Genomic DNA, 24,542 nt, shown 5'->3' on the forward strand with positions numbered 1-24,542 from the left:
CATTATGAGCATTTTGAATCCCCGGCAGCCCGAAATGCCAGGCTTTTTAGGTCGCAGTGAAGGCAGCAAATATATTCTGAAGAAAGATTGGACCGACCACCCGTTAAGTGCTCCCCCTAACTGGCCGCAGAGTTTATGCACAGCGCTGTCAATGTGCCTGCATGCACCACAGCCTCAATTACTTCTTTGGGGCTCAGCACTTTTTCAGTTTTGTAATGATGCCTATTTACGTCATACAGGCGGCCATTCCCCTGTTGCGGGCGAAACATTTGCTCCAGCATGGGCAGAGGCTCCTAGTCTGTCAATAATCAGGCAGGTACTTGAACAAGGAGTGTCCGCTACCAGTAATGATTATTATTACACCCCAATATATATCGAAAATGGCGTTACCGGCGGTGTGTTATGCACTGTTCTTAAAACAACGGAACAACTGGCGCCGCGTCAACAGACGGAAATTGCACGTACCATTATTGAACAATCTGCAGAACCTGTTTTCATCCTTCAAGGTGAAGATATGATCCTGACTGTCGCCAATGAAACTCTTTTCCAGGCATGGGGTATTGACAGAAACGCGCTGAGCAGACCGCTTGCAGAAGTTCTGCCACCAGCGCAGCAACAGCCTATTGCAGCCATGTTCAGAGAGGCGTATGTTAATAATAAGATCGTCAATGGAGATGAAACCCCATTTATCGTAAAAAATGTAAACGGAACACAAAATACGCATTACTACAACTTTATCTGTCTGCCGTTTATAGAAGGCAATGGACAGATTAATAGTGTGTTAATTATCGCCAATGATATCACCGCACAGATAGCTTCCAAACAGCAGCTTACCGAAAGTGAAAAGCTGTATAGTGCCCTGGTAAGAACCTCCTCTAATGTCATCTACCGTATGAGCGCTGATTGGGTTACTATGCATCAGCTGGATGGCAGAGGTTTTCTGGCCGATACCGGCGAGCCTATTCAGAACTGGATTGAACACTATATTCCCCTGCAGGAACAAGAAAAAGTCTGGGCGACTATCAGGGAAGCCATCCGGAAAAAAGCAGTATTTGAATTGGAACACCAGGTAATACAGGCCGATGGCGCTGTAGGATGGGTGTTTTCCAGGGCCATTCCTATTATGAATGAGCAGGGCGAAATCATAGAATGGTTTGGCGCAGCTGCTGATATTACATTCCGGATAGATGCCCAACATGAGCTGCGTATTGCAAAAAATGAATCTGATCAGGCAAAACGCTTGCTCGAAGCAGTGTCCAGCAGTACGCCCGACCTGGTATATGTATTCAATCTGAATTACGAATTTATCTATGCTAACAAGGCCCTGCTGGATATGTGGGGACTTACCTGGGAGCAGTCCATCGGAAAAAGGCTGCTGGAAAATGGGTATGAGCCCTGGCATGCTGAGATGCATGAACGTGAAATAGACCAGGTGGTGGCCACCCGGAAGCTAATCAGAGGTGACGTGTCATTCCCGCATGCTACATTAGGTAAACGCATATACGATTATATTTTTGCACCAGTATTTGGTGTGAATGGAGAAGTGATTGCCATAGCTGGTACTACCAGGGATATTTCTGAGCTCAAAGCGGCAGAAGAAGCCCTGAAACAAAATGAAGAACTATTTCGCTCACTCACTCAGTCGTTACCGCAACTTATCTGGACAGCCAACACAGACGGTCAGTTTGACTTCTTTACCGACACCTGGTATAAATATACAGGTAGCACCCCTGAGCTTTCCAATGGCGACGGCTGGACTACATATGTTCATCCGGAACATCGTACCGCCACGATCGCAACGTGGCAGCAAAGCCTTTTGCATGGCACTGCGTTCAGTGCCGAAATACAGCTTCGCGCTGAAGATGACAGTTACCAATGGTTCAGCGTATCCGGTAGTCCGATACTTAGTCAGCAGCAGAAAATTAACCGTTGGGTAGGCACATTCACCAATATCGATGACCTTAAGGCCAGTCAGGACAGGCTGGAAAATCTGGTCAGGGAGAGAACGGGGGAACTGCAGCGATCTAATGAAGACCTGCAGCAATTTGCCCATGTAGCGTCACACGATCTGAAAGAACCTGTAAGAAAAGTAAAACTGTTCACAAACAGGCTGGAATTTGACAAGGAAAGCGACATATCAGCCAACGGCCGCATATATATCGATAAAATTTCTGCAGCAACCAACAGGATGCTCAGTATGATTGAAGGCGTACTGAAATATTCCTCCATTGCCGGCAGTGAGATACCATTCGAATTAGTATCATTGACTGATGTGGTACACCAGGTAGAAACAGACCTGGAAGTACTAATACAACAGAAACATGCCAGTATTGTATTCGATGATCTTCCAACAGTGAATGGCGCAGGTATTTTGCTGTATCAGTTGTTCTATAACCTGATCTTTAACTCACTGAAATTTTCTTATCCGGAAAGAGCTCCTGTCATTACAATTACCTCATCGTTTACCAGAAAGGATGGGAAAAAGCAACTGGTAATTGTCTTAAAGGATAATGGGATTGGCTTCTCTCCAAAGTATGCCGCACGTATCTTCCAGACATTTACACGCCTGCACTCAAAAGATCAATATGAGGGCACTGGGCTGGGGCTGGCATTATGTAAAAAGATCGTGGAAAGGCATCAAGGTACGATCGCGGCAACCGGACAGTTAAATGAAGGAGCAGGTTTTACAATCACGTTGCCGGTTGAGTAATGCCAGTAGAAATCCTGCCGGTTTCTTTGCAGGATGTACAGTATCTTTGTCCTGCAAAGAATAGCAAATGGACACAGGACATACATCGAAAGACCCACTACATGGCATCACACTTGAAAAAATCATTACTCAGCTGGTAGAAAGCTATGGATGGGATGAGTTAGGATATCAGATCCGGATCAACTGTTTTATCAGCAATCCGTCCGTGCAATCCAGTCTGAAGTTCCTGCGTAAGACGCCCTGGGCAAGAACTAAGGTAGAAGATTTCTATAAAAATGCTTTACTTGAAGGGAAGTTGAAACAACAGCCATAAGTGCTGAGCGGGCAACAAATACTGCTATTACTCCCGCAACCACTTTTCCATATGAGGATAAGAAAGATTGTCTGCTGATTGTTTTGCCTCTGCAGCCATGCCAACACTTTGCAGCATCAGCATACCCATATATTCATTTTTGTTGCAGCTGTCAATTATACTGATGCTGCCGCCTCTATAACCATCTTGGTGAAAAACATAGGAAGGATCTATTTTCAAATAGATGCAGGCTGCGTAGGACCATGCAATAGCCATCACTTCTTCTGCTTCACGGTTTCTTCTTTTGATGATTGCACCTTCTGTAAGATGTTTGCGCTCTTTGGAAGGTACTACTGCAATATGGCCGGCTTCATGCAGAATATCTCCCGGATATTGCAGCACCTCTTTGTCAATTACAATGGACCCGTTCTCTATGAGTAATCCCGGCAGGAAACTTTCATGATCAATAGTACGATACGATGTCTGAATACCGATATCATTTAGAAAGGTAATACATCTCTCGAATGTGTGAATTTCTTCTTGTTCGGTTAGCTTCATAGCTATCTAAGGTACGAAGACAAAGTCAGAATGAGGTACTTAAACGCGAAAACAAGCGTTATAACACCTATTGTAAGTCTTATTCTTACACATTTATTAACAGGATAAATGTTAAATAATTGCCTCAGCAATAATAAATTAGGTTGCCAAGATAAATAGGTATACCTTTAAGCAAAGATGTTTGAGTCCATTGGCACTAGTAAGCAAGTTTTCTTTATTTAGCCTTCTTTTTACCGCCCACATCATCTCAATCATTATTTGGAAACAGTTGATCAACAGACACAATAATTTCTTGTCTACCCTAAGTGCTTATTGTAATTGAGGATGTGATACTTATTTTCCCAGGCAACCTTATCACCCAAATATAAAATATGACTGTAAACGAGATATACACAATACTTTATAGCAAATCTTATTACGAAAAATCGGGGCAACATAAATTCAGATTTCTGAATAGCTCTCTTTTTGTAGATAGGCGCGCTAATGTTCCTTTTGTTATTCATATGTTGGATGGCATTTTCTATCTGCAAGCTTTGCAGGAGATAGCCAATGAAAGTCTGTTCCGCATTGAGATGAATGGTGATGAGATCATGCTGCACAGGCTTCATGATGAGACCGTTCATTTTACGCTGGTGTAGTAGTTATACCACACCAGCATACTTATGCGCTGCCAGCAACTTAGATAAATGCTGCCCAGTTACTATCTTCCCTATAATCATCTACCGGCGTAGCTACATTCTCTATATATAAATTAGAGATGAGATGAGCAATATCTACTTTCATATTCCCGATACAGCTCTGTACTAGATCTGAGCGATAACCTACGTCTTCAAGTTCCAATGTGTATCCCGTACAAATCAGTCTGCTGATAATCTTACCCAGATCTACCAGTTTCCTTTGCGTAAGCGTTTCTGTAACGTTAAAATCCAGCTGTTCTTTAAAATGAGGAGAAGCGCGTTTAGTGGTCTGGTATGCCGACAGGAAGGTATATAGATTCCTGATCTGCATACGCTTCATTTCCTTGATCACTGCTTCTGCAATCTGTGTGTATAACATTTCATTAGACCCTTCAAAGATCTGGAATGGCCGGCTATCAACAATTCCACGCCCCGCAATATGACTGATCTTATATCCGTTTGCGCCTGACAGCTGCAAACATAACTGCGCTGATTCATGCATCAGATCTGTCACCAGCGCCTTCATACTATTTGCTTCCAGGCCTTCTGCAGCTAGATTATTTGCAATACTGCTGATATTACTGCTTTTATAACACATGGCTGAGCAGATAGTAAAAGCTGTTTGTATACGGGACAACTGGAACTTGATGGAATCCATGGAAAAGAGGTTACTGGCCCCTACCATCCTGTTTTTACAATGCTCCAGTGCCTCGTCCAGCATACGCCTGATAAAGCCCATGCCCATACCGGGAAACTGCATCCTGCTGCGGTGCAGTATATCGAGCATCATCTTGATACCCGTCGTCTTCTTGATCAGCTGGTGTGACTTAGGTACGGATATGTCTATGCGGTTAAGTCCATACGGAATCATATACAGACCTAAATTGCTGAAGTAGGATTCCACAACAATATTCTGTTCCGGACGACTGTTGTCAGCCAGGAAAAAGTCTATATCTCGTGATAGATTCCCTTTTCCAATGTCCTGCCTGGCGGCGATGAGCCAAAAATTAGCCTGGCCTGTTAGCCCCTGCCAGTGCTTCATACCCTTTATGGCAAATGAGTCATCATATTCCTGGTAGGCGGTGGTCATATTGAGGGCGTCACTACCGAAATCAGGCTCTGTGATCATTAATCCGCCCATACTTTGCTGATGAAGGAAGCTATCAAATACCTGTTTCTTTACTGCTTCATTTCCGTATTTGGCCAGCGGTTCAAGAAACAGTGCGATATTAATACCGAAAGTCAGAGATAGCGGCAATGATTCGTATGAGGCAGCCGATAGCAAGGAAAGACATTCTTTAACAATACAACCTCGTCCACCATACTCAGCCGGTATACCTACAGATAATGGCACCATGTCCATAATATCTTTCCAGATATTATCGGGCAGTCCACGTTGCAGACTCAGTTGATTGATATCGTTTGACTCATAAAATATCTTCCTGAGTTTCTGCTCAAAATCTGCTATGAAACTATGTAGACTTGTATCCCCCATAAAAATTCCCTGCTTTAAATTAACGCCGTATTGCGTCAAAGTTACCATTTTAAAAACAAAGCAAGCCGGGGCGATAGCTATCGTGTATGGATATTTGAAGTTTTCATGATCAATTTTTCAATAATACTGGCTAGTGCATTAATCGAAAAGGGTTTATTTAAAATGGCGTCCGCACCGCTTTCTTCAACAGACTCAGGCGTATAAGTCTGTGCAGTAAACAGCACAATGGGTAATTGCTTAAATAATGGATTGTTCTTTAGTTTGCGACATACTCCCCGTCCATCATACCGGCCGAGGAAAATATCCATCAACAGCAGGCCCGGCTTTTCACTCTGCAAATGCTGTTCAATATGTGCAGCATCTTTCAACGCAAGCACTTCCATAGATCTCCGCTTTAATACTAAAGATACAGCCTCCAGTATGCTGTCATCATCATCAAGTACGATTATCTTCTGCATAGTGAGTTTAACAGTTATTCTCTTAATGGTAATAAATTGCTACAGGCATTCACATTCTGCCTACCGAATGAGGTAGTCGGCATTGAGTTATCAATTTAAAATTAGATAATCCTACTCATATTTCTAGTAATTAACACAATAAATTTATAGCAGTGTTCGATGAAAATACAAATGCCGGAGAAGTAACTCCCCGGCATTTGTATTTTCATCGAACACTGCAATTGGAAAAAGGAAATGATTCGTTGCAACTATTCAGACGTTGCCATAGCTGTTAGACTGGCCACCGTCAATAGCGATAGTCTGCCCGTTTACATATGAACAATCTTCACTGAGCAGGAAAACAACCAGCTTACCTACTTCCTCTGGTAAACCAAGTCGTTTGGTTGGATTGGCAGCTGCATACTCCGCTTCTGCTGCTTTCGGATCTGACGGATTCACCTGTCGGAAAGCTTCAGCTACCATCGGGGTAAGTATTGCACCCGGAGCGATAGCATTGGTCTGAATACCAAAACGACCATATTCCAATGCAGCATTTTTAGTAATTCCTGATACCGCATGTTTCGTTGCCACATAGGGTGTCTGATTCATTACGCCTCTGATACCTCCCACGGAAGCTACATTCACAATTCTACCATAAGACTGCTGCTGCATGATGGGAATGATATATCTCATACCATAATAGACGCCCATCAGGTTAATATCTACTACCTTTTTAAATACATCCAGGTCATACTCTACCATCGATGCCTGCCTTCCTTCGATACCTGCATTATTGTAAAAACCATGAATGGTACCAAATTCCCTTACAGTTTCATCTACATACTTCTTCACTGCTACTTCATCAGAAACATCCGCTACTACTGTCAGTATCCTGGTATCCGGATATTGCTGCAAGATGTCGCTTTTTGCCTTTTCCAGAGATTCACCATTATAGTCTACGAGGGATAATATTGCGCCGTTCTTCGCTGATTCCAATGCTGCTGCATAACCAAGACCCATTGCTGCTCCTGTGATTACAATTACTCTATCTTTTAAACGTCCCATCTATATAAGTTTTTAATGTGTGAAATAATACCTGACCTGTGCAGAGGATGCGCCACGTGATTTCATCCCCCTAGCGATCGACCGATCCACATTGTCTGATTCGGAAAATTGTAGTACCAGATAATCTGCCCGGTGATAGTCTAAGTTCCCTAAAAAAGCACCGGAAACACAGCACAATCTGCACGACCATTAGCACAATCTGAACATCTGAGCGTATTACAGTGTCTGTAAACGCGGACTTTCTTTTTCTCTGAACTGTTCCGGAGTGATACCAGTATGTTTTTTAAAGAACCTGGCAAAATAGGACTGATCGGCGAAGCCCAGCTGATACGCAATTTCTTTTACAGACATTTCTCCATGAAACAATGCACGTTTGGCTTCAATCAGTAAAAGCTGGTATAACAACTGACTGATGGTCATCCCTGTTTTCCCGCGCAGAATTTCATTGATGCGTTTTGTCGTAAGTCCCAGTTGCTGCGCATAAAATCCGGCAGAACGTTCTTCTGTAAAATGCGTCTGCAGCAGCGCATACAACTTGCTGATGCGGCTGTCTTCTCCGGCTGTGTAAGAAAGTTGATGGCTAGCAAACCGGTATAGATGCCACAGGAAAGCCGTAGTATATTTCAGCAGCAAAGTAAGATCTGACACACCGTTATTTTCAAGTACGATAAGATTGAAAAGATGGGTCAGGGGTACACACATATCAGGCGGCACGATAATACCCCTATTGTCAAAAGGAAGAAATAATTGCCGGAGGAACGGTTCTTCTATGCGATGAAAGAAGGCAGCAGAAAAGACAATGATATTCGCTTTAGGACGGACTTCGGCAGGAATAGCATGTACCTGATGCTGACCTAGCAGATAAATAGTATGTTTCCTGACCGGGTAAGGTTCAAAATCTATAAAATGAACATCCGCATCTTCAGTGAACCAGATAACCGCATAAAAATCGATCCGGTGACTGGACCAATGCTCACCGAATGCGGTACGCTGGTCTGAAGCCAGAAACGGCAGTTCCGGCAATGTATGCAAAGGAATATCGCTGGAATTTTTCATTGACTGCTGGTTGGGAAGCCGAAGGTAAATAATTACACGGAAATTGGTGACTGCCGCACAGACATTACCGGATCAACATCTCCTGTTAATACAGATTATGGAAACTTGCTGATGTTATTGCCTACCAGGTCATACAGACGTTCTATCAGGAGCACTCTTTGAGACAGAAACGTACTTTCACATTCCTGAAAGCTAACATCTTTAGCTAATGCATTTGCTGCTGTAATGTAGTTCTCAATCGCAATCTCCGCATCATAGTCATTAAAAATAGAAGTCCGTATATCTGCCGCACGTTCAAGCACCTGAGCCAGTGCTGGAAGTGCTAACACTTCTTCTACATGTGTAGTAATGGTCGTCAGCTCAAAAGTTAACCCTATATCGAAGCCCTCGTAGTCCGTATAACATAACCAATCCATTACCACAAGCAGGCAGCATACTTCACGCGGCACGTTATGCACATCCTTTAATTCCAAATGTTTATTAAGATCTATATGATATGCTTTTCTAACAGTATCAACGATGCGCTCTAAAGCAAATTCTTTATTACCGTGACGCCTATAAATACGTTCTGTCAATGAGAAGCGCTCCTCATTGATTGCCTGCAAGGCAGCATCCACATGATAGCGCTGCTGATGCAAGTGCATTAATGCAATATCCGGCTCGATGCCGGTCTTATTTACCACCATTTTGAGCATTTCTTCCTTGAATATTTGCTCAGCAAGATCAATATCATTATCTGTCTGTTTCAGCAACCGCAAACCGTCCGAAAGTCCTATAGGGACTCGCTGCCTTAAGAGGGTTACCTGCTGTTGACTCACTTTGTTCATTTTTTATCTCTTATTCCGGATATCTGATTTATTCAAACATAAACTAATATTTGCCAATGTAGGCATTTTACCAAACTAATACTTCAAACTGCCTTTTGAAGTCTGAAAGGACGGAATACTCCGTCTGCACAAAGGCTGCTTTTTACGCCCAACTATGTACCTTTGCTATTTATTTCGGTGAATTGATCATGGTAGCCAACGACGACAACACGTCAATGGTGTATCATTAAGTGTTGTATTATAACTAAACAGACTAAGCAAATGGCATACGCATTCAGAAAAGCAGTAGCGGCAGATGAGGCCCGTATATGGGAAATTCTGCAACAGGCAATCTCACGCAGAAAAGCAGATGGCAGCAAACAATGGCAGGACGGATATCCGAATCCTGAAGTGGTCAGGAATGATGTAGAAACAGGAGTCGGTTTTGTGTTAACAGACGGTGATACGATTGTTGGCTATGCCGCAGTTTTGATAAACGACGAACCAACTTATGCAGATATTGAAGGAAAATGGCTGACGAATGGAGATTTCGTAGTTGTTCACCGGGTAGCAGTGTCAGAGCAGCATGTGGGCAAAGGTTTATCCGGAAAAATGATGGAGGCAGTGGAAGCATATGCTATAGAAAATAATGTGTTTAGCGTAAAGGTTGATACCAACTTTGATAATCCGGCAATGATGCGCATCTTTGAGAAGTTGGGTTATCAGTATTGCGGAGAAGTGTACTTCAGAGGTTCAGCGAGAAGAGCATATGAGAAGGTACTGTCAAAGCCATCCTAAAAAGGCAATTGCAGCACAAAAAGCCGGAGGGATAACTCCTGCGGCTTTCTTTAATCTTTCACTTGAGAAGTTTGTAAAAAATAAAAATAATTTTCCCGGCATTGATCATTTTATGTTAAAACTTTACTAAGTTCGCATTCGTTAACCATTAACTACTTTAGATGTAGCCCTTTACCTGAAATCGTGATTGTTTGGCCCGGTTTACCAATTCATTATCAGTTTAATCAGCTTTAATATGAAGACATGATTCTTTATCCATGACAGTGCATACTAATGCCCTGGTCTTATCTGTAGCTATTTCTATCAACATATAACATAACTATTCCCGGCAGTGATAAACGCTGCTCCTATACTTTATTGCCTGTAAAAACACAGCGCAGGCAATCCATCATGTTTATTAAATCTCTTTCACCTCAAAAACAAATGCATCCATGAGAAAGTTGCTATTGGCAGTCGCAGTACTGTCCGTATCCCTGTTCGCCTGTAAAAAAGACACAGTGCCATCTGCGCCTAATCCACCCGCTAACAGTGGTGAGAAATTTCCGGTGAACTTCAGCGTTACCGGCTTCCTACACAAGCTGGAACAACTGCCCGATCCCGGAGGCCGAAACGGCGGTACTACCAATGGTCTCAGAGACACTGCACTGGCTGGAAAAGTTTCTCACCTCTACTTCCTGCTTTATACAGATATGGGGCAGTATGTAAAGATGGTCTATCAGAACGCAGCGGATACCGCTACTGATTTTGGTACACTGGTGGATACACTTCCAGCTAACCGCTACATGATCTCCCTTATTGCATCTACAGGACCAGTGCAGATACTGGATACGACCTATTTTTACGGTCTGAGATTGCGTATTCCTGAGTCATCTTCGCCTGATGAGCAGGCATCAGATCCAGACATATTTGTTGGAAATAACAGCTTTACTGTGACCGGCTATGGTCAGACGCAGACTATTCCATTGTGGCCTAACCGTATCATGGGTAAGGTTGAAGTGAATATACTGGATGCGCCTGCGCCAGGCTGGCCCGGCGATACCAGTGTGCAAGTATATGCTTCTCCTGCATTCCGTAGCACGAGTGTGTATTACAATTCATTTGACGAGCCGTTCCTGGATCCTGGAAAGCTGCTGAAACGGAATAGCCGCACTAATTTTTCTACACACTTGTTGAATCCTTACAGCGAAGTGACTGTAACAATCATTTACTCTGATAAAGTTACCGGTGAGCGCAAAAGAAAAGATATGCGTTATGTACCATATTCCCGTGGTTACAGAACGCTGATGTCCGGAAACATATATGCACCATTAGGCGGCGGTACCGGCTTCGCCATTTCGCTGGACACGACATGGAATCAGTTTCCTGAAATACCATTTTAAGCAGGTATTATCCCATGCAAATAAACAGAAAAGACAGGACGATGGCCTGTCTTTTCTGTTTATTTGGCAGTAAGCCGTTTGCATAAGTAGTCATCATTATTCCTACCGGAAAATTAACACAGTTCAATCTTACTTCAATCCCGGTTCAAAATCCAATGAAACGGAGTTCATACAAAAGCGCTTATAAGTTGGTGCTGGTCCGTCGTCAAAGATGTGTCCCAGATGAGAATTACACCTGGCACATTCTACTTCAACACGGTGCATACCGTAGGAATTATCATCTTTATAAATAACACTGTTTTCCCTTTCCGGCTCAAAGAAACTTGGCCATCCGCAGCTGCTGGCAAACTTTGCATCCGAGCGAAACAGTTTATTGCCACAAACAGCGCAATAATATGTACCCTTAACATCAGCATCCCAGTATTTACCTGTGAAGGCTCGTTCTGTACCCTGTTCCCTGGCTACATTATAAAGGTCAGATGGCAGTATCTTCTTCCATTCAGCGTTACTGACGTTTATATGAGTTGTGTCTGTACGTGAGTAGTATGGATTGTTTTCCCTGTTCATATCTTTCTTCTTTTGTGCATTTCCCTGACATGCTGTAAGCAACAGGGCAAAAAATGCTATAACAAAACCTGCTTTCATTTTCGTATGATTTAAACAAACATCATTCCTGTTTCAGTTTACCTTTAAATACCTCCCGGAATTTGTCGCGTTTGGGCTTTACCACAAACTGACAATAAGGCACGGACGCATTATTTTCATAGTAGTTCTGGTGATAATCCTCAGCATTGTAGAACTTGCCGTAAGGCGCAACTTCTGTAACGATCGGATCGCTGTAAGCCTTTTCCTGATCCAGCCTCTTAATATAGTAGTCAGCCAGCTTATGCTGTGTTTCGTTGTGGTAGTATATAGCAGACCGGTACTGAGTGCCTTCATCATTCCCCTGCCTGTTCAGCGTGGTAGGATTATGGGCTATAAAAAAGGCTGCTAACAACTCATCATAGGAAATTTTAGAAGGATCATAAATAATATTACAGGCCTCTGCATGACCTGTCGTACCAGTACATACAAGTTTATATGTCGGATACGGAACAGTACCGCCGGTATAGCCTGACGTGACGCTAATAACGCCCTGCAGCTGTTTAAACTGTTCTTCTACACACCAGAAACAGCCCGCGGCAAATGTAGCAGTATCCTGCTTTTTGCCAGTCTCTGCCTTAGCGGCAGCTTTCTCCATTTCTTTAAATGTGTTACTCTTACTAATATCCGGATGTGATTGCGCACATGCCCAGAATGGTAAGATAAATAGTAGGATCAGGTATACGCCTGACCATTTTATCATGTTTCGCCTCATATTTATTTCATCTTTTATTGTGAAACCCCTAATACTATATACGTAAAACGACGCCGGATCGTCAGTGGGGATGTGTCGAAAACCGGATTTTAACACGCTTATAACTTTAACTAAAACATAATAATTATCTGCAAAAATCATTCAAACTGAGAAATAGCCTGGCTTAAGCTGCTATTCCTGACAGAATTGCCTTCCTTGCTGACAGTATATCCAGTCTCATATGGTTTATCATGAGGTTTATGGTGCAGGAATTTTACCTATCCGTCAGGGCCGGATTACCAGATCAAGGTAAACCAGAACTGGGCTGCGGATTCAACATTGATCAACTTCTAATTGTCCGCCGGAAATAACAATACTGACAACAATCAAAGAGGCACTTCCCATCAGGTGAAGTGCCTCTTTTTCATGATAATGCAGATGAACTTACTTCAGGTCATCTATTCCTGCACCAAAGTTGATGTGCAACACATTACCATTTGCAAGTACCAGCGCCGGTACTGACTTCACACCTGCTGCATCTGCATCTTTCACCTTTTCCTTATCAGTTCCAAGATGAATAACTTCTACCTGGTCAGCCGGAATAAATTGTAAAATATCCTGTTCTGCACTTACACATACCGGACAACCAGCGTGATAAAAAATTGCTTTTCCCATTTTATTGATTTTTGATTGTTGAAAGAATATCCTGTAATACTTTGCGCTCATTGGCTGTAAGCGGCTTCAGAGGGCTTCTAAGTTCTCCGGCTTCCTGCCCCAATAATTCAAGACCTGCTTTAATAGCCCGGGGAAGACCGGTAGCCACGATGAACTTCAAGAGATCCACCTGCTGATAGAACAGGCTTCTGGCATTGCTGTAATTACCATCCGTGACCGCCTCAAACAGGGCAGTGTTCAATGTGGGGATCAGGTTGGGAGCTGCAGTACACCAGCCAGTAGCGCCTGCGGCAAAAGCAGCCAGTGCTAACGGATTAGAACCATTGTAGAAGGCTACTTCCTCTCCCAGCTCCCGACGGAGGTAATGCATCCGCTGTACATCACCTGTGCTCTCTTTAATCATCGTGACGTTAGGTATTTCAAGCAGGCGCTTTAGCAGACTGGCTGACATATCCACACCACCTGTTGCCGGATTATTATATGCCATGATCGGTATATTGATACGGCTGGCAACCGCATCGTAGTGGGCCACTATCTCATCATCCGTCAGCTTCCAGTAACTCATTGGGATGATCATCACTGCAGATGCGCCAGCTTTCTCCGCAAACTTCGCATGATAGATAGTCCGCTCTGTAGTCAGGTTAGATACACCTACCAGGGTTGGTACTCTTCCTGCTACCTGTTGCAGAGTGGCTTCTGTAACAGCTTCCTTTTCTTCGTCAGTCAGATAAGGTAATACCCCAGTACTGCCAAGTGGCGCAATGGCATGAGCGCCGGAGGTTACCAGCCGCTCAACCAGCTTCCTGAATAAAGGAACGTCTAGCTGCTCATTACGGTCAAACGGTGTAATAGCATAGGCGATCACGCCTTTTAATATTGTAGTTGTCATGCTGTTCAGCTAATCTTTAAGCAGTTATTATAAATCTCTTCCTTCTTCTTCACGTAGTGCTACGCCAAGGTTCTGCAGTTGTGGTGCATTTTCGCAGGCAATGTATTTTGCTGGCAGCGTATCACTTACATTCTGATGCCGGTGCCATGCCCAGGAAGGGATATAAACAGCATCCCCAGCCTGCCATTCCACACGCTCTCCTTCTATCTCTGTCCAGCCTTTGCCTTCAATAACATAGAGTACTGTTTCATAAGTATGCCGGTGGCGGTTTGTGAGCTGGCCTGGTAGTAGTCCGCCGATTGTCATACTAACATTCTTACTGGGCAGATCTACGAAAAATACAGGGTGTTTACGCTCTGTAGAAAACTGATTGTGCTCGCCTGCACGTTCTACATTCTTATGTATCAGGTGTGAAGGTTTGACGAATTTCGGCCTGGCAAATGTTTCATGAAAGTCTTTGGAACTGAATTGTTTCTGCTGGTCCTTCTCAGATGGGGTGGTTGACACCGTTGTTGTTGTATCAGACATATTTTTTAGTTTTTTTGGTGATCGTATCAGGATTGCATGACAAAAGTAGTTTACCTTTGGACCAGTAAACTGATACAGTTTTTACAAAAACAGATAGTCCAGATGTTAAGACCTTGGAAACTGGAAATCCAGCTAGACAATCAGTCAGATAAAGCGATATACCTTCAGATAGCAGATGCTATTATCAAAGACATTCATTCCGGCAGACTAAAAGCCGGGGATGCGTTGCCGGGCAGCAGAAATCTGGCCGCGTTACTGAATGTGAACAGGAATACGGTGATAGAGGCACTCCAGGTGTTGATCAACGAAGAGTGGGTAGTATCGCGCGAGCGGAAGGGTATTTTTGTTTCAGCAACCTTACCTGCTTTTTCCGGCAAGCAACCAGCTGTACCGGTAGCAATCACAGTTGCTGAGGCTACAGGCAACCGTTATCATATACAGTTTGATGACGGGCATCCCGACAGCAAGATTGCGCCAGTTACAGAACTCGCAAGGGCATACCGGCAGATATTCAACCGCAAAGCCAGGTGGCAGATGATGGGCTATGGAGATGAATATGGAGATGCCGCATTCAGGAAAGCCATCATGCACATGCTGAATCACCAACGCGGCATTAGTATTACAGAAGACGGCATTTGTATTACCAGGGGCAGTCAGATGGCTATGTACCTGGCATTTCAGTGCCTGATAGAGAAAGGGGATTATGTGCTGGTGGAGAATCCGGGATACAAACCTGCCTGGAAAGCAGCAGAAAGCGCTGGCGCGCGGCTATTACCAGTATCAGTCGATAGCGATGGTATGATCATAGAAGAAGTCATCCGTCACCTCAGATCCCGCAGGAAAATCAAAGCCATCTATACGACTCCGCACCGCCAATATCCCACAACAGTTACACTAAGTCTGCAACGCCGCCTGGCGCTGATCAAACTTGCGAATGAATATGGCTTCACGATTATAGAAGACGATTATGATAACGAGTTCTGTTTTGGTTACCGGCCCGTTATGCCATTATCCAGCTTCAGCGAATTAAACCAGTATGTCTATATCGGAACGATGAGTAAAGTGGTGGCTCCCGCCCTCCGCATAGGATATCTTGTCAGTAATAATGTGGATCTGATCAGACAGGTAGGCGCGTTGCGCAGGATCATTGATGTACAGGGCGACGCTATCATGGAACAAGCGGTATTGCAGCTTATTAAAGATGGTACTATCAAAAGGCACATCAGAAAAGCGACCAGCCTTTACAAAGCCAAAAGAGATTTTACAGCAACATTACTGGACAAACACCTGGCTGGCAAGGTAACATATCATCTGCCTGAAGGTGGACTGGCGTTCTGGATTACCCCTCTTTCACCGGTTAATTGGCAGGTGATACAGGAAAAGCTATCCGCCAAAGGTATCCGCATTATTACACCTGATAACTACAGCATAGATACACCGGTAAATGGCATGCGGTTAAGTTATGGCGCACTGAGTGAAGTACAGCTGGAAGAAGGTATTGCAGCGCTGGCAGCATATATCTGATAAAAATGACACATTCATTCAACAAGAATCAGCGATGAAATGCAGGAATGATTTACCTTGCAGATAGAAAATCAGCTTATCCATTTGTGCTAACCTCCAGTAAGCTAACTATGAAAAAAACATTAATAGCCATTTTATTACTGGCCACTCACTTTATCAATGCCCGGGGACAGGCAACTACTGATAACAATCAGCAGGTGATTGCCGATTTCATCAACAATGTAAAAAAGCAGAATAAGACAGCGCTTGCTGAGAAGGTGGTATTCCCACTCAGGCGGGATGCTCCGATTCCGCCGGTAAAAACCAAACAGGAATTTCTGGAACGGTATAATGATATATTCGATGCAGCATTGACAAAGTTGATCATTGAGTCGCAACCCGACAAAGACTGGAAGGATATGGGATGGCGCGGCATGATGCTTGATCAGGGAAAAGTATGGTTAAACGGAGATGGTAAACTTGTTGCAGTAAATTATGAGTCTACCATTGAAAAAAGAAAGAGAGAAGCATTGATTGCTGAGGATAGAAAAGAGCTGAACAAGGCAGTCAGGAATTATCAACGACCGGTGTACGTACTGGAGACAGCTAAGTTCAGGATCAGGATTGATGATATGGGAAAGGACAATTACCGGTATAGCTCCTGGAAGATACAAAGCAGTAAAGGCGATGTACCAGACCTGGTAATTGAAAACGGGAAAGTATTGCATGAAGGAACAGGGGGTAATCATCGCTATCAATTCAAAAATGATGGTTACCTTTATGAGTGTGATTTCACTTTACTGGGTGTGGATAACCAAACACCTGCCGTATTAAAAATTTATAAAGATGGTAAAACGTTGTTGTCACAACCAGCTACTATTATAGAATAAGACTTACTAACCCACTATTATACAACATCAGGGCATTTCATTATATGGAATGCCCTGGTTATTTTAACCCCCTTGAGAAAGTCACCCCCTTTTTAGTCTGTTTTACTGCAAGCTACCGCACTGTTGCAGCACCGGCGCTTCTGATGAAGTTGGGTGTTACATAAATTTGACGTAAGTTCGTTCCTGCAATTGGTTACCTGTGCTGTAAGCCGGGTATTAAAAGGGAATCCGGTGTAAATCCGGAACTATCCCCGTAGCTGTAACCTGAGCGAAGTTTCGGTTCTCTCCAAGCCACTGTCCGACAGGATGGGAAGGCCACCGAAAAATCAGGGAGTCAGAAGACCTGCCTGCTGCAATTTCATTCAAGCGCTTTCGGGTGAAAGGCGAAGAGTGTGTCCTACATGCTTCCATAAGCTTGTTGTACGTATGATGTGATCGTTGTAATGTCTCATTGCTGTGCTATTGTTCGCAAGAGGCAGGCGTGCCTGTATATGCATTACTCACTTCATCAGCTGCTTGAATGAAAGGTTTGAAAGTGCTTAACCACTCAACCTTTTATATGAAAATCAAACATTACTTCCCTGTGCTCGTAGCAGCACTGACCTTCTTGCATGCATGTAAAAAGGACGACAACGAATCGCTGACGCCTACTACTATAGGTGCTAACCCAGCTGCTATTACCGGCAAATATGCCAATGGCTTCTTTATTGCCAATGAAGGCTGGTACGGACATGGATCCGGTGATCTGCACTTCTATGATTACAGCGCAGACACCCTGCGGCTGAATGTCTATGCAGCAGAGAACCCGGGCAAGACATTAGGCGGATCTACCAATACACTGCAATTTGCCACAGTATTCAGGAACAAGCTCTATATCGTAGTAAAAGCTGGCGGTCCGCTGGTAGTAACAGACGCCGGCACGCTGGTAGAAACAGCCAGACTTACCACGACGCCCGACAACGACGGCCATGCCTTCCTCGGACTGGACAGTACGAAAGGTTTATTGACTACCGGTGGAGGCGTATATCCTATTACATTGCCAGGATTGGTAGCCGGTACAAAATTGCCAGGTATCAACAGCTACTCCGGCGATATGATCAAAGTTGGCAATTACATATTTGTACACGCTCAAACAGAAGGAATCGTAGCTTATAATGCAGCAACGCTGACAGTGGCGCGAAACTTCGGCGTGGCTAATCTCTGCTTCGCACAGGGGAAAGACGGCGCAGTATACGCAGCTAAATCAGACTCCCTGCTGCGTATCAATCCAACAACACTGGCACGTAGTGCTGTAAAGCTGCCATTCACTATATCATCTCCCTGGGGTGCATGGCGTCATAGCGCTATCACTTCTTCCACAACAGATAGCACCATCTTTATTGTGCGCAATAACGGATTTATGGGCGGCACAACTTTGTACCGTTACGTAATTGGTAATACGGCTTCACTGGCAACGCCTTTTATTACACTGCCTACCGGTCAATACTTCTACGGAGCGGGCGCTGCCTATGATAAGCATAACAATACATTGGTCGTAACAACGATCAACGGTCCGTATTCCGGCAGCGTAAATACAGTACTGCGTTACAACGCTACTACCGGTGCTTTGATCAATTCAAAAGTATTCAACGGCTGGTATTTCCCGGCAATGCCAGTATTCCAACCATAAAACAGCTCAATAGTATTCACTCCTTCCGTCAACAGTCAGGTGACGGAAGGAGTGAATTTAATATACCATTACAACCAAAATGAAAACCATGCGAAAAGTTTTACCGGCTGCACTAGCGATTATAATTGGCATCAGCAGTTGTTCAAAAGACGAGGAAAACCAACAGCCATCAGCGCCTCAGATCACCATTACGTTTCCTGATGGGGGCTTTAAAGTCGATAGCCGCCAATGGCTAAGAGTACAGCCTGTGGTTACCGGCGACTCTGCAACTACGCGCTTCCTGTGGACGCTTAACAATGATACCGTCAGTGTTGACAAAAATCTGCTCTATGTATTTGCCGAAGGAGGCACCTACAACCTTGAATTTTCAGCAAGTAATAATGCAGGTACCACAAAGCAGCAAGTAGTTGTTACCGTGGCAGAAAAAAGCTATGAGAACAGCATACTTACCGTGTTTGACTACTCCCCCGCTCCCGGACAGTTCATCAACAGTATGCCTGCATGGGAACAAGGTAATACGGCCGCCCAGGTAATTGCGAAAGCGCAGGAATCCCTGAATAACAGGGGGATGATCTCGCTGGGAGGCTTCGGTGGATACGTTGTACTGGGACTCGGTCATACGATCATTAATAAGCCGGATGATTACAGCTTCCTGGTAAAGGGTAATGCCTTTGATAACTGGTCAGAACCAGGTATAGTAATGGTATCTGCAGATGTTAACGGCAATGGTCTGCCTGATGACGAATGGTATGAAATAGCAGGCGCGGAATACAATAGTCCTGAAACGATACATGATTATCAAATCACCTACTATAAGCCTGACGAAGGTAAAACGCCTATGCCCGACGGTATGTACCTGAGCGATACTACCTACCTCCGATGGAAAGATAACCAGGGTAAATCCGGGTATGTATCGAAAAATGTGTTCCATGCGGGGTCGTATTATCCACAATGGAAAGGTGACAGTATTTCGTTTGCCGGTACCTGTCTGACCAACAAACATGTGGGAGATATATCCGGAGAAGGCAGCATGTTTGTGAGTCTGCCGTTTGCCTGGGGCTATACCGACAATGTAAAAGACGATGCTGAAAATGCAGCGATCAGGATTAGTTGGGCGGTGGACAAATCAGGTAAGACAGTACATCTGCCGGGAATAGACTTTATCCGCGTACATACGGGAATGCGCGCAGAAGCCGGCTGGCTGGGAGAAGTATCTACTGAGGTAACAGGCCTGGTAGATCTCAACCTGAAATAACCCATTCCCAGCAACTTATTACAGATAGCAACAGCCGTTCCCCGAAGGAACAGCTATTGCTATCTGTTGTTGTAACATATAGTCTGCCGGTCTCCGGATATCCGGATCTATGATGCATTTCGCGTATGCGTTAATTTGCCAACATTTAAAAGAAGTTATTACATTTGTCTACCAGTATCCAATGATTCAACCAAATCAGACCAATTCAGAGAAGCATTGTCCTCCAGATGCTGAAGTTGTAATTATTAACCTTTAAGCTTTAATCGTTAATGGCAAATCGAGCAAATCCCACTTATTAAGTTCATTGTTCCAGAATCTTTAATCAATCTCCAATAGTTTCCGATGAAAAACACTTACAGCTTAACTCCTGCCAGCAGGCTCTTCACCTTATTTATGACAGCCGTATGCTGGCTCAGCGCCGTACAGGTCTGCGCTGCACAAGAGATAGATCCATCACAAAGCATGAAAAGGCATAAGCCTTATACACTGAAGATCAACAAAGGCTCCTGGTGGATAGGCGGCGGACTTGGTATAAGCGGCTCCGTAGCGCCTATGGGCCAATATATAGGTACAGCAGCTACACTTTCCGGCAAGGGTGGTTATCATGTGATTGATAAACTGTCTGTTGGCCTGAGTATTACCGCAGGACTGAACATAGCGGATAAGAAAAGCGCCGGTGTGTACAACAGGGGATTTAGTATGCTGGTTGGTCCGATCGTGCAGTACATCATTCCACTATCAAAATCATTCTTTCTACAGCCCATTGTAGGAGCAACATGGGGACCTATGAATATTAAATCCATGGTTTCTCCTGCCGGCGCTGAAGAACAGTATGCCAGGATCAAAGGACATGCCTTCTGCGAACTGGCAGGCATAGGCCCCTTTTTTGAAGTAATACCTGGTAAAGCTAGTTTTGGTGCACAATTCCTGGTATCATCCATACAGCAGACTACCAACGTATATACTGATAGTGGGGAAAAAGTACCTGATACACAGATCAAGGACAGAAAAACAGGCCCTGCAATGGTTATGGAATTTAGATTACATCTTTAACTCTCTCAGCAAAAAAGGCTCAGATACAGTTTATGTCACTCAACAATGATCAGTTTTATTCCAGGTTACCGGTAAATCGTATTCCGCTGAGTGAGCTGTTAACGGAAGCCCATTTGTTTTACCATGTACCTGAAGACTGGCATGTGATCATTACTGATATCAGAGGATCGACAGCCGTTGTACAAAGCGGACTGCACGAAACCGTTAACCTGGTGGCTACTGGCAGCATTGTAGCGGTACTTAATATCAGTTTCAGGGCCAATATTACTGTTCCATTTTTCTTCGGAGGTGACGGAGCGACCTTTATCGTACCGGCTTCCATCAAGGATACCGCTATCAAAGCGCTCCTGTTGTATAAAAAGAATACACAGGAGAGCTTTGATATAGATCTCCGGATAGGAACAGTTGCAGTCAGGGATATCTATGCCGCCGGACACACCCTGCGGATTACAAAGTTTAATAGCAGCGGTAACTTCCATATCCCGGTTATATTAGGCAATGGTCTTAACTATGCCGAAAAACAGATCAAAGGAGAAGACTACCTGCTGCCCGGAGATTTCCTGCCGGATAATGAAGTGGATCTTACTGGGATGCAATGCCGGTGGGACAAAATCAAACCACCGGAAAGCCATTATGAGGTAGTGTCGCTGATCGTGGTATCAACCGCAGAAGAAACACAATCCGCCGTATTCAGGGAGGTCATCACACATATAGACACCATCTACGGACTACCTGAGAAAAGGCAGCCGATCTCCATCCCACAACTCCGGTTGAAAAGCACCTTTACAAAACTGGGGCTGGAACTTAGAGCAAGGTTTGGCAGAAAGAAATTCGTAGAGCAGATGAAGACCTGGCTGACTAACCTGCTAGGGCGTTTGTATTTCCGCACTAAATCCGGGCGAACTTACCTGAGCCGGTTGGTTGAAATGTCGGATACGCTGGTTATAGATGGTAAGATTAATACGGTCATTGCCGGCACAGAAGCCCAGCGGCAGGAACTGGTGACGCAACTCAATATACTTGAAAATGCCGGGCGTATACTCTATGCTTTCTATGCCAGCAAAGAATCGGTGATGTCCTGCTATGTTAGAGACTACAAGGATGAACACATCCATTTTGTAGATGGCGCAGAAGGAGGATATACCAAGGCCGCCGGTGTGTTGAAGCTCAAATTTGTCCACCTCTCGGCTTAATCTGACCGGTTGCCCTTTTGCGATTATCCCCGGGAAAGAAGAAGCTATATCTTTGAAGGAGCACAACGGTATTGTTTCAGCCAATTATTTACAGTGACTAATCAACGTTCATTTAAAGTATCGCCGCTTATCATCTGGCTCAGTTCCATATTTCTGGGAGTACTGGCCTCCGTACCCAAGATAGCGGAGCATCACTTCAATACGAGGGAAGCAGTGGTTAACTCTGCCATCACTGCTATATTTTCCCTGCTCGTATGGTATTACAACATCTATACGCTGCCCAGGTATTCCAAAAGAGATATCTATAAAGGCATCTCCGTTACCCGGTTATTTAGCAGCCTTGTATTCGGGATGGGAGTTATGTTATTACTGGCTTTCGGTCAGCAGTTACTGATCTCAACACTCAGTTTCGGTCCGGTGATGCTGATGGTAGAAGTCAGGGGTATACTTATCAACCTGATGTTCTACATGTTCCTGCATTTGTTATATCAGAACTACCACAATCAGCAGGTGCGTATAGAACTGGAACGTTCAAAATCTGATACTCTGGGTGCACAGTATGAACTATTAAAGCAGCAGATCAATCCACACTTCCTTTTCAACAGTCTGAATACTTTGAAAACAATGATAGAAGTGAATGATAAGCAGTCGGTGGAATTTGTACTGAAGCTGTCTGAGTTTTACCGGTTCACACTTGAGAGCCGCAAGCTGGATCTGATCCAACTGTCGGAAGAACTGGACATTGTAACGGCCTATATGTTCCTGCTGAAGGCCAGGTTTGAAGATGGTATTGATATGCATAACGAGATACCATCCGGTTATCATCAATCGATGATTCCACCTTTCACTTTACAGTTGCTGATTGAAAACTGTATCAAGCATAATGTAGTGTCACTGGAGTATCCTTTGCAGATCCGGCTGTATGCAGAGCAGGAGTTTATTGTGGTGGAGAATGACCTGCAACCCAAAATGGAGGCTGAAGCCTCTATGCATGTTGGCTTGAACAATATTAATGAAAGGTATCATCACCTGTTGGATAAAGCAATTGTGATTGAAGAAACTGCCACTACCTTTAAAGTAAAATTACCAGTGATCCATGAATATTCTGATAATTGAAGACGAACTTAAAGCGGCTGCTTCGCTGGCTGCACTGATAAGTAAGATCAGACCAGAGGCCCGTATTGTATCGCAGCTACAAAGCATAAAGAGCAGTGTTGCCTATTTATCAGAACAGCCGCCTCCGGACCTCATATTTATGGACATACAGCTATCTGACGGGTTATGCTTCAATATCTTTAAAGCAGTGAAAATAGCCTGTCCGGTAGTTTTCTGTACAGCCTTTGACGAATACACACTGGAGGCCTTCAAAGCGAATGGGGTGGATTATGTACTGAAACCTTTTTCAAAGGAAGATATTATAGCCGCCTTTAATAAAGTGGATGAGTTAAAGAATTTCTTCCAGCAGAATGCCTTGCCGCAGTTGAGCGATCTGCTCGCGAGGGTAGCTGCGCCGACAGGCAAAAAGAACTTCCTGGTATTCAAGAATAACAAGTATCTGAACATTGCCACAGACACGATCGCTTATTTCTATATCAGGAATGAAGCGACGCTGATCAGAAGTTTTGACCAGCAGGAATACAGTATCAATCAATCCCTTGATCAGATCTATAACCTGCTGTCGCCGGAGCAGTTTTTCCGGGTGAACAGGCAGTACCTGGTCAACTTTGCGGCCATCAAAGAGGTGGAACACTATTTTGCGCGGAAGTTACTGGTCAATCTGACTATTCCGACACCAGATAAGCTGTTAATCAATAAGGAGAAGGTGCAGATCTTCCTGACCTGGTTAGAGAACAGGTAGCAGGATACTGGCTGTTCCCGACGTTCAGGAATCCTGGTTAAATGATATCATGAGAAAGAGAATAGGCAAATGTATAGGGAGCATGCGTGATTAGATGTCAGCCAGGAGAATGCTGAGCAGAATGGTGATGATTACTGCCGGCTGAATAATCCAGAGCATCTTTCCTTTGTTAGCGGCTTCACTGAAGGCGACTTTCAACAGGATATCCACTACTACAGCCGTCATCAGTATGGGCAGGCATAATGCGAGTAACAGTAACTCTGTGATACCCTGCTGTTCACCAAAGGCATGTATAATAAAAGTGATGCTGGTTACAATGATCAGAATCATACAGGGAGAGAAGATATATGCCCAGTTGATTCCTTTATTGGGGATGGTTGCTGATTCCATAGGCGAGATTTACATACAATATAACGAATC

Annotated in this window: 25 protein-coding genes and 1 riboswitch; of the genes, 13 read left to right on the plus strand and 12 right to left on the minus strand. The window is 44.1% G+C overall.

Annotated elements, in window-relative coordinates:
* Positions 1–4 precede the first annotated feature (4 nt).
* Both K1Y79_RS03195 and K1Y79_RS03200 read left to right on the plus strand, forming a co-directional pair.
* Entirely contained in the window at positions 5–2,710 is a 2,706-nt protein-coding gene (locus K1Y79_RS03195) for a PAS domain-containing sensor histidine kinase (RefSeq protein ID WP_220248549.1), read from the plus strand.
* A gap of 67 nt (positions 2,711–2,777) precedes the next feature.
* Entirely contained in the window at positions 2,778–3,023 is a 246-nt protein-coding gene (locus K1Y79_RS03200) for a VF530 family protein (RefSeq protein ID WP_220248550.1), read from the plus strand.
* Between the two features lie 27 nt (positions 3,024–3,050).
* Here the strand turns inward: K1Y79_RS03200 and K1Y79_RS03205 are convergent, their stop codons facing one another.
* The gene (locus K1Y79_RS03205; protein ID WP_220248551.1) at positions 3,051–3,560 is read right to left on the minus strand and encodes a hypothetical protein; all 510 of its coding nucleotides are present in this window, start codon (positions 3,558–3,560) and stop codon (positions 3,051–3,053) included.
* Positions 3,561–3,931: 371 nt separating this feature from the next.
* Here K1Y79_RS03205 and K1Y79_RS03210 point away from each other — a divergent pair, with 371 nt between their 5' ends.
* Positions 3,932–4,198: a hypothetical protein gene (locus K1Y79_RS03210; RefSeq protein ID WP_220248552.1), complete on the plus strand. Its 267-nt coding sequence runs from the start codon at positions 3,932–3,934 to the stop codon at positions 4,196–4,198.
* 40 nt (positions 4,199–4,238) lie between these two features.
* Here the strand turns inward: K1Y79_RS03210 and K1Y79_RS03215 are convergent, their stop codons facing one another.
* The 5 genes from K1Y79_RS03215 to K1Y79_RS03235 form a co-directional block, all read right to left on the minus strand.
* The gene (locus K1Y79_RS03215) at positions 4,239–5,732 is read right to left on the minus strand and encodes an acyl-CoA dehydrogenase family protein (RefSeq protein WP_220248553.1); all 1,494 of its coding nucleotides are present in this window, start codon (positions 5,730–5,732) and stop codon (positions 4,239–4,241) included.
* 77 nt (positions 5,733–5,809) lie between these two features.
* Complete coding sequence (locus tag K1Y79_RS03220) at positions 5,810–6,190, minus strand: response regulator (protein WP_220248554.1); 381 nt, start codon at positions 6,188–6,190, stop codon at positions 5,810–5,812.
* Positions 6,191–6,442: 252 nt separating this feature from the next.
* Entirely contained in the window at positions 6,443–7,234 is a 792-nt protein-coding gene (locus tag K1Y79_RS03225; protein WP_220248555.1) for an SDR family oxidoreductase, read from the minus strand.
* A 216-nt stretch (positions 7,235–7,450) separates the two neighbouring features.
* Positions 7,451–8,290 carry a helix-turn-helix domain-containing protein gene (locus K1Y79_RS03230; protein WP_220248556.1) on the minus strand — a complete coding sequence of 280 codons (840 nt, stop codon included), beginning with the start codon at positions 8,288–8,290 and terminating at the stop codon, positions 7,451–7,453.
* 95 nt (positions 8,291–8,385) lie between these two features.
* Positions 8,386–9,117 (minus strand): hypothetical protein, encoded by a 732-nt coding sequence (locus K1Y79_RS03235; RefSeq protein WP_220248557.1) that lies wholly within the window; start codon positions 9,115–9,117, stop codon positions 8,386–8,388.
* A 261-nt stretch (positions 9,118–9,378) separates the two neighbouring features.
* Between K1Y79_RS03235 and K1Y79_RS03240 the strand changes: the two genes are divergently transcribed.
* Together K1Y79_RS03240 and K1Y79_RS03245 are read left to right on the plus strand one after the other, a co-directional pair.
* Positions 9,379–9,894: a GNAT family N-acetyltransferase gene (locus K1Y79_RS03240; protein WP_220248558.1), complete on the plus strand. Its 516-nt coding sequence runs from the start codon at positions 9,379–9,381 to the stop codon at positions 9,892–9,894.
* Positions 9,895–10,325: 431 nt separating this feature from the next.
* A complete protein-coding gene (locus K1Y79_RS03245; RefSeq protein ID WP_220248559.1) occupies positions 10,326–11,273 on the plus strand; it encodes a hypothetical protein in 948 nt (315 codons plus the stop codon).
* Between the two features lie 129 nt (positions 11,274–11,402).
* Here the strand turns inward: K1Y79_RS03245 and msrB are convergent, their stop codons facing one another.
* The 5 genes from msrB to K1Y79_RS03270 all read right to left on the minus strand — a co-directional run bounded on the left by msrB (position 11,403) and on the right by K1Y79_RS03270 (position 14,701).
* Positions 11,403–11,918, minus strand: a complete 516-nt coding sequence (gene msrB / locus K1Y79_RS03250; protein ID WP_220248560.1) for a peptide-methionine (R)-S-oxide reductase MsrB — start codon at positions 11,916–11,918, stop codon at positions 11,403–11,405.
* Between the two features lie 22 nt (positions 11,919–11,940).
* Positions 11,941–12,618, minus strand: a complete 678-nt coding sequence (gene msrA / locus K1Y79_RS03255; protein WP_236059470.1) for a peptide-methionine (S)-S-oxide reductase MsrA — start codon at positions 12,616–12,618, stop codon at positions 11,941–11,943.
* A gap of 435 nt (positions 12,619–13,053) precedes the next feature.
* Entirely contained in the window at positions 13,054–13,284 is a 231-nt protein-coding gene (locus K1Y79_RS03260) for a thioredoxin domain-containing protein (RefSeq protein WP_220248562.1), read from the minus strand.
* Between the two features lies 1 nt (position 13,285).
* The gene (locus K1Y79_RS03265; protein WP_220248563.1) at positions 13,286–14,173 is read right to left on the minus strand and encodes a dihydrodipicolinate synthase family protein; all 888 of its coding nucleotides are present in this window, start codon (positions 14,171–14,173) and stop codon (positions 13,286–13,288) included.
* 27 nt (positions 14,174–14,200) lie between these two features.
* A complete protein-coding gene (locus K1Y79_RS03270) occupies positions 14,201–14,701 on the minus strand; it encodes a cupin domain-containing protein (protein ID WP_220248564.1) in 501 nt (166 codons plus the stop codon).
* A gap of 102 nt (positions 14,702–14,803) precedes the next feature.
* Between K1Y79_RS03270 and pdxR the strand changes: the two genes are divergently transcribed.
* The 8 genes from pdxR to K1Y79_RS03310 all read left to right on the plus strand — a co-directional run bounded on the left by pdxR (position 14,804) and on the right by K1Y79_RS03310 (position 24,122).
* Positions 14,804–16,225: a MocR-like pyridoxine biosynthesis transcription factor PdxR gene (pdxR, locus tag K1Y79_RS03275; RefSeq protein ID WP_220248565.1), complete on the plus strand. Its 1,422-nt coding sequence runs from the start codon at positions 14,804–14,806 to the stop codon at positions 16,223–16,225.
* A 110-nt stretch (positions 16,226–16,335) separates the two neighbouring features.
* Entirely contained in the window at positions 16,336–17,094 is a 759-nt protein-coding gene (locus K1Y79_RS03280) for a hypothetical protein (RefSeq protein WP_220248566.1), read from the plus strand.
* A 173-nt stretch (positions 17,095–17,267) separates the two neighbouring features.
* Positions 17,268–17,459, plus strand: a riboswitch (cobalamin riboswitch).
* 194 nt (positions 17,460–17,653) lie between these two features.
* Positions 17,654–18,763, plus strand: a complete 1,110-nt coding sequence (locus tag K1Y79_RS03285) for a DUF5074 domain-containing protein (protein WP_220248567.1) — start codon at positions 17,654–17,656, stop codon at positions 18,761–18,763.
* Positions 18,764–18,851: 88 nt separating this feature from the next.
* Positions 18,852–20,018 carry a PKD-like domain-containing protein gene (locus tag K1Y79_RS03290; RefSeq protein WP_220248568.1) on the plus strand — a complete coding sequence of 389 codons (1,167 nt, stop codon included), beginning with the start codon at positions 18,852–18,854 and terminating at the stop codon, positions 20,016–20,018.
* 342 nt (positions 20,019–20,360) lie between these two features.
* Positions 20,361–21,071: a hypothetical protein gene (locus K1Y79_RS03295; protein WP_220248569.1), complete on the plus strand. Its 711-nt coding sequence runs from the start codon at positions 20,361–20,363 to the stop codon at positions 21,069–21,071.
* A 32-nt stretch (positions 21,072–21,103) separates the two neighbouring features.
* The gene (locus tag K1Y79_RS03300; RefSeq protein WP_220248570.1) at positions 21,104–22,264 is read left to right on the plus strand and encodes a DUF3095 domain-containing protein; all 1,161 of its coding nucleotides are present in this window, start codon (positions 21,104–21,106) and stop codon (positions 22,262–22,264) included.
* Between the two features lie 93 nt (positions 22,265–22,357).
* A complete protein-coding gene (locus tag K1Y79_RS03305) occupies positions 22,358–23,380 on the plus strand; it encodes a sensor histidine kinase (RefSeq protein ID WP_220248571.1) in 1,023 nt (340 codons plus the stop codon).
* Positions 23,361–24,122 carry a LytR/AlgR family response regulator transcription factor gene (locus tag K1Y79_RS03310; protein ID WP_220248572.1) on the plus strand — a complete coding sequence of 254 codons (762 nt, stop codon included), beginning with the start codon at positions 23,361–23,363 and terminating at the stop codon, positions 24,120–24,122. The genes K1Y79_RS03305 and K1Y79_RS03310 overlap by 20 nt, the downstream gene beginning before the upstream one ends.
* Positions 24,123–24,212: 90 nt before the next feature.
* On the opposite strand, the gene K1Y79_RS03315 is transcribed toward K1Y79_RS03310, so the two are convergent.
* The gene (locus K1Y79_RS03315; RefSeq protein WP_220248573.1) at positions 24,213–24,512 is read right to left on the minus strand and encodes a hypothetical protein; all 300 of its coding nucleotides are present in this window, start codon (positions 24,510–24,512) and stop codon (positions 24,213–24,215) included.
* Between the last annotated feature and the right edge of the window lie 30 nt (positions 24,513–24,542).

It is taken from the genome of Chitinophaga rhizophila, from assembly GCF_019492185.1.
Classification (GTDB): domain Bacteria; phylum Bacteroidota; class Bacteroidia; order Chitinophagales; family Chitinophagaceae; genus Chitinophaga; species Chitinophaga rhizophila.

Coding starts and splice junctions, on each gene's coding strand:
- K1Y79_RS03315 (WP_220248573.1), bottom strand. CDS start 24,512: ATGGAATCAGCAACCATCCCCAATAAAGGAATCAACTGGGCATATATC.
- K1Y79_RS03265 (WP_220248563.1), bottom strand. CDS start 14,173: ATGACAACTACAATATTAAAAGGCGTGATCGCCTATGCTATTACACCG.
- K1Y79_RS03205 (WP_220248551.1), bottom strand. CDS start 3,560: ATGAAGCTAACCGAACAAGAAGAAATTCACACATTCGAGAGATGTATT.
- K1Y79_RS03295 (WP_220248569.1), top strand. CDS start 20,361: ATGAAAAACACTTACAGCTTAACTCCTGCCAGCAGGCTCTTCACCTTA.
- pdxR (WP_220248565.1), top strand. CDS start 14,804: ATGTTAAGACCTTGGAAACTGGAAATCCAGCTAGACAATCAGTCAGAT.
- K1Y79_RS03235 (WP_220248557.1), bottom strand. CDS start 9,117: ATGAACAAAGTGAGTCAACAGCAGGTAACCCTCTTAAGGCAGCGAGTC.
- K1Y79_RS03260 (WP_220248562.1), bottom strand. CDS start 13,284: ATGGGAAAAGCAATTTTTTATCACGCTGGTTGTCCGGTATGTGTAAGT.
- K1Y79_RS03285 (WP_220248567.1), top strand. CDS start 17,654: ATGAAAATCAAACATTACTTCCCTGTGCTCGTAGCAGCACTGACCTTC.
- K1Y79_RS03300 (WP_220248570.1), top strand. CDS start 21,104: ATGTCACTCAACAATGATCAGTTTTATTCCAGGTTACCGGTAAATCGT.
- K1Y79_RS03230 (WP_220248556.1), bottom strand. CDS start 8,290: ATGAAAAATTCCAGCGATATTCCTTTGCATACATTGCCGGAACTGCCG.
- K1Y79_RS03220 (WP_220248554.1), bottom strand. CDS start 6,190: ATGCAGAAGATAATCGTACTTGATGATGATGACAGCATACTGGAGGCT.
- K1Y79_RS03215 (WP_220248553.1), bottom strand. CDS start 5,732: ATGGGGGATACAAGTCTACATAGTTTCATAGCAGATTTTGAGCAGAAA.
- msrA (WP_236059470.1), bottom strand. CDS start 12,618: ATGATAAAATGGTCAGGCGTATACCTGATCCTACTATTTATCTTACCA.
- K1Y79_RS03310 (WP_220248572.1), top strand. CDS start 23,361: ATGAATATTCTGATAATTGAAGACGAACTTAAAGCGGCTGCTTCGCTG.
- K1Y79_RS03240 (WP_220248558.1), top strand. CDS start 9,379: ATGGCATACGCATTCAGAAAAGCAGTAGCGGCAGATGAGGCCCGTATA.
- K1Y79_RS03200 (WP_220248550.1), top strand. CDS start 2,778: ATGGACACAGGACATACATCGAAAGACCCACTACATGGCATCACACTT.
- K1Y79_RS03245 (WP_220248559.1), top strand. CDS start 10,326: ATGAGAAAGTTGCTATTGGCAGTCGCAGTACTGTCCGTATCCCTGTTC.
- K1Y79_RS03290 (WP_220248568.1), top strand. CDS start 18,852: ATGCGAAAAGTTTTACCGGCTGCACTAGCGATTATAATTGGCATCAGC.
- K1Y79_RS03195 (WP_220248549.1), top strand. CDS start 5: ATGAGCATTTTGAATCCCCGGCAGCCCGAAATGCCAGGCTTTTTAGGT.
- K1Y79_RS03210 (WP_220248552.1), top strand. CDS start 3,932: ATGACTGTAAACGAGATATACACAATACTTTATAGCAAATCTTATTAC.
- K1Y79_RS03280 (WP_220248566.1), top strand. CDS start 16,336: ATGAAAAAAACATTAATAGCCATTTTATTACTGGCCACTCACTTTATC.
- K1Y79_RS03225 (WP_220248555.1), bottom strand. CDS start 7,234: ATGGGACGTTTAAAAGATAGAGTAATTGTAATCACAGGAGCAGCAATG.
- K1Y79_RS03270 (WP_220248564.1), bottom strand. CDS start 14,701: ATGTCTGATACAACAACAACGGTGTCAACCACCCCATCTGAGAAGGAC.
- msrB (WP_220248560.1), bottom strand. CDS start 11,918: ATGAAAGCAGGTTTTGTTATAGCATTTTTTGCCCTGTTGCTTACAGCA.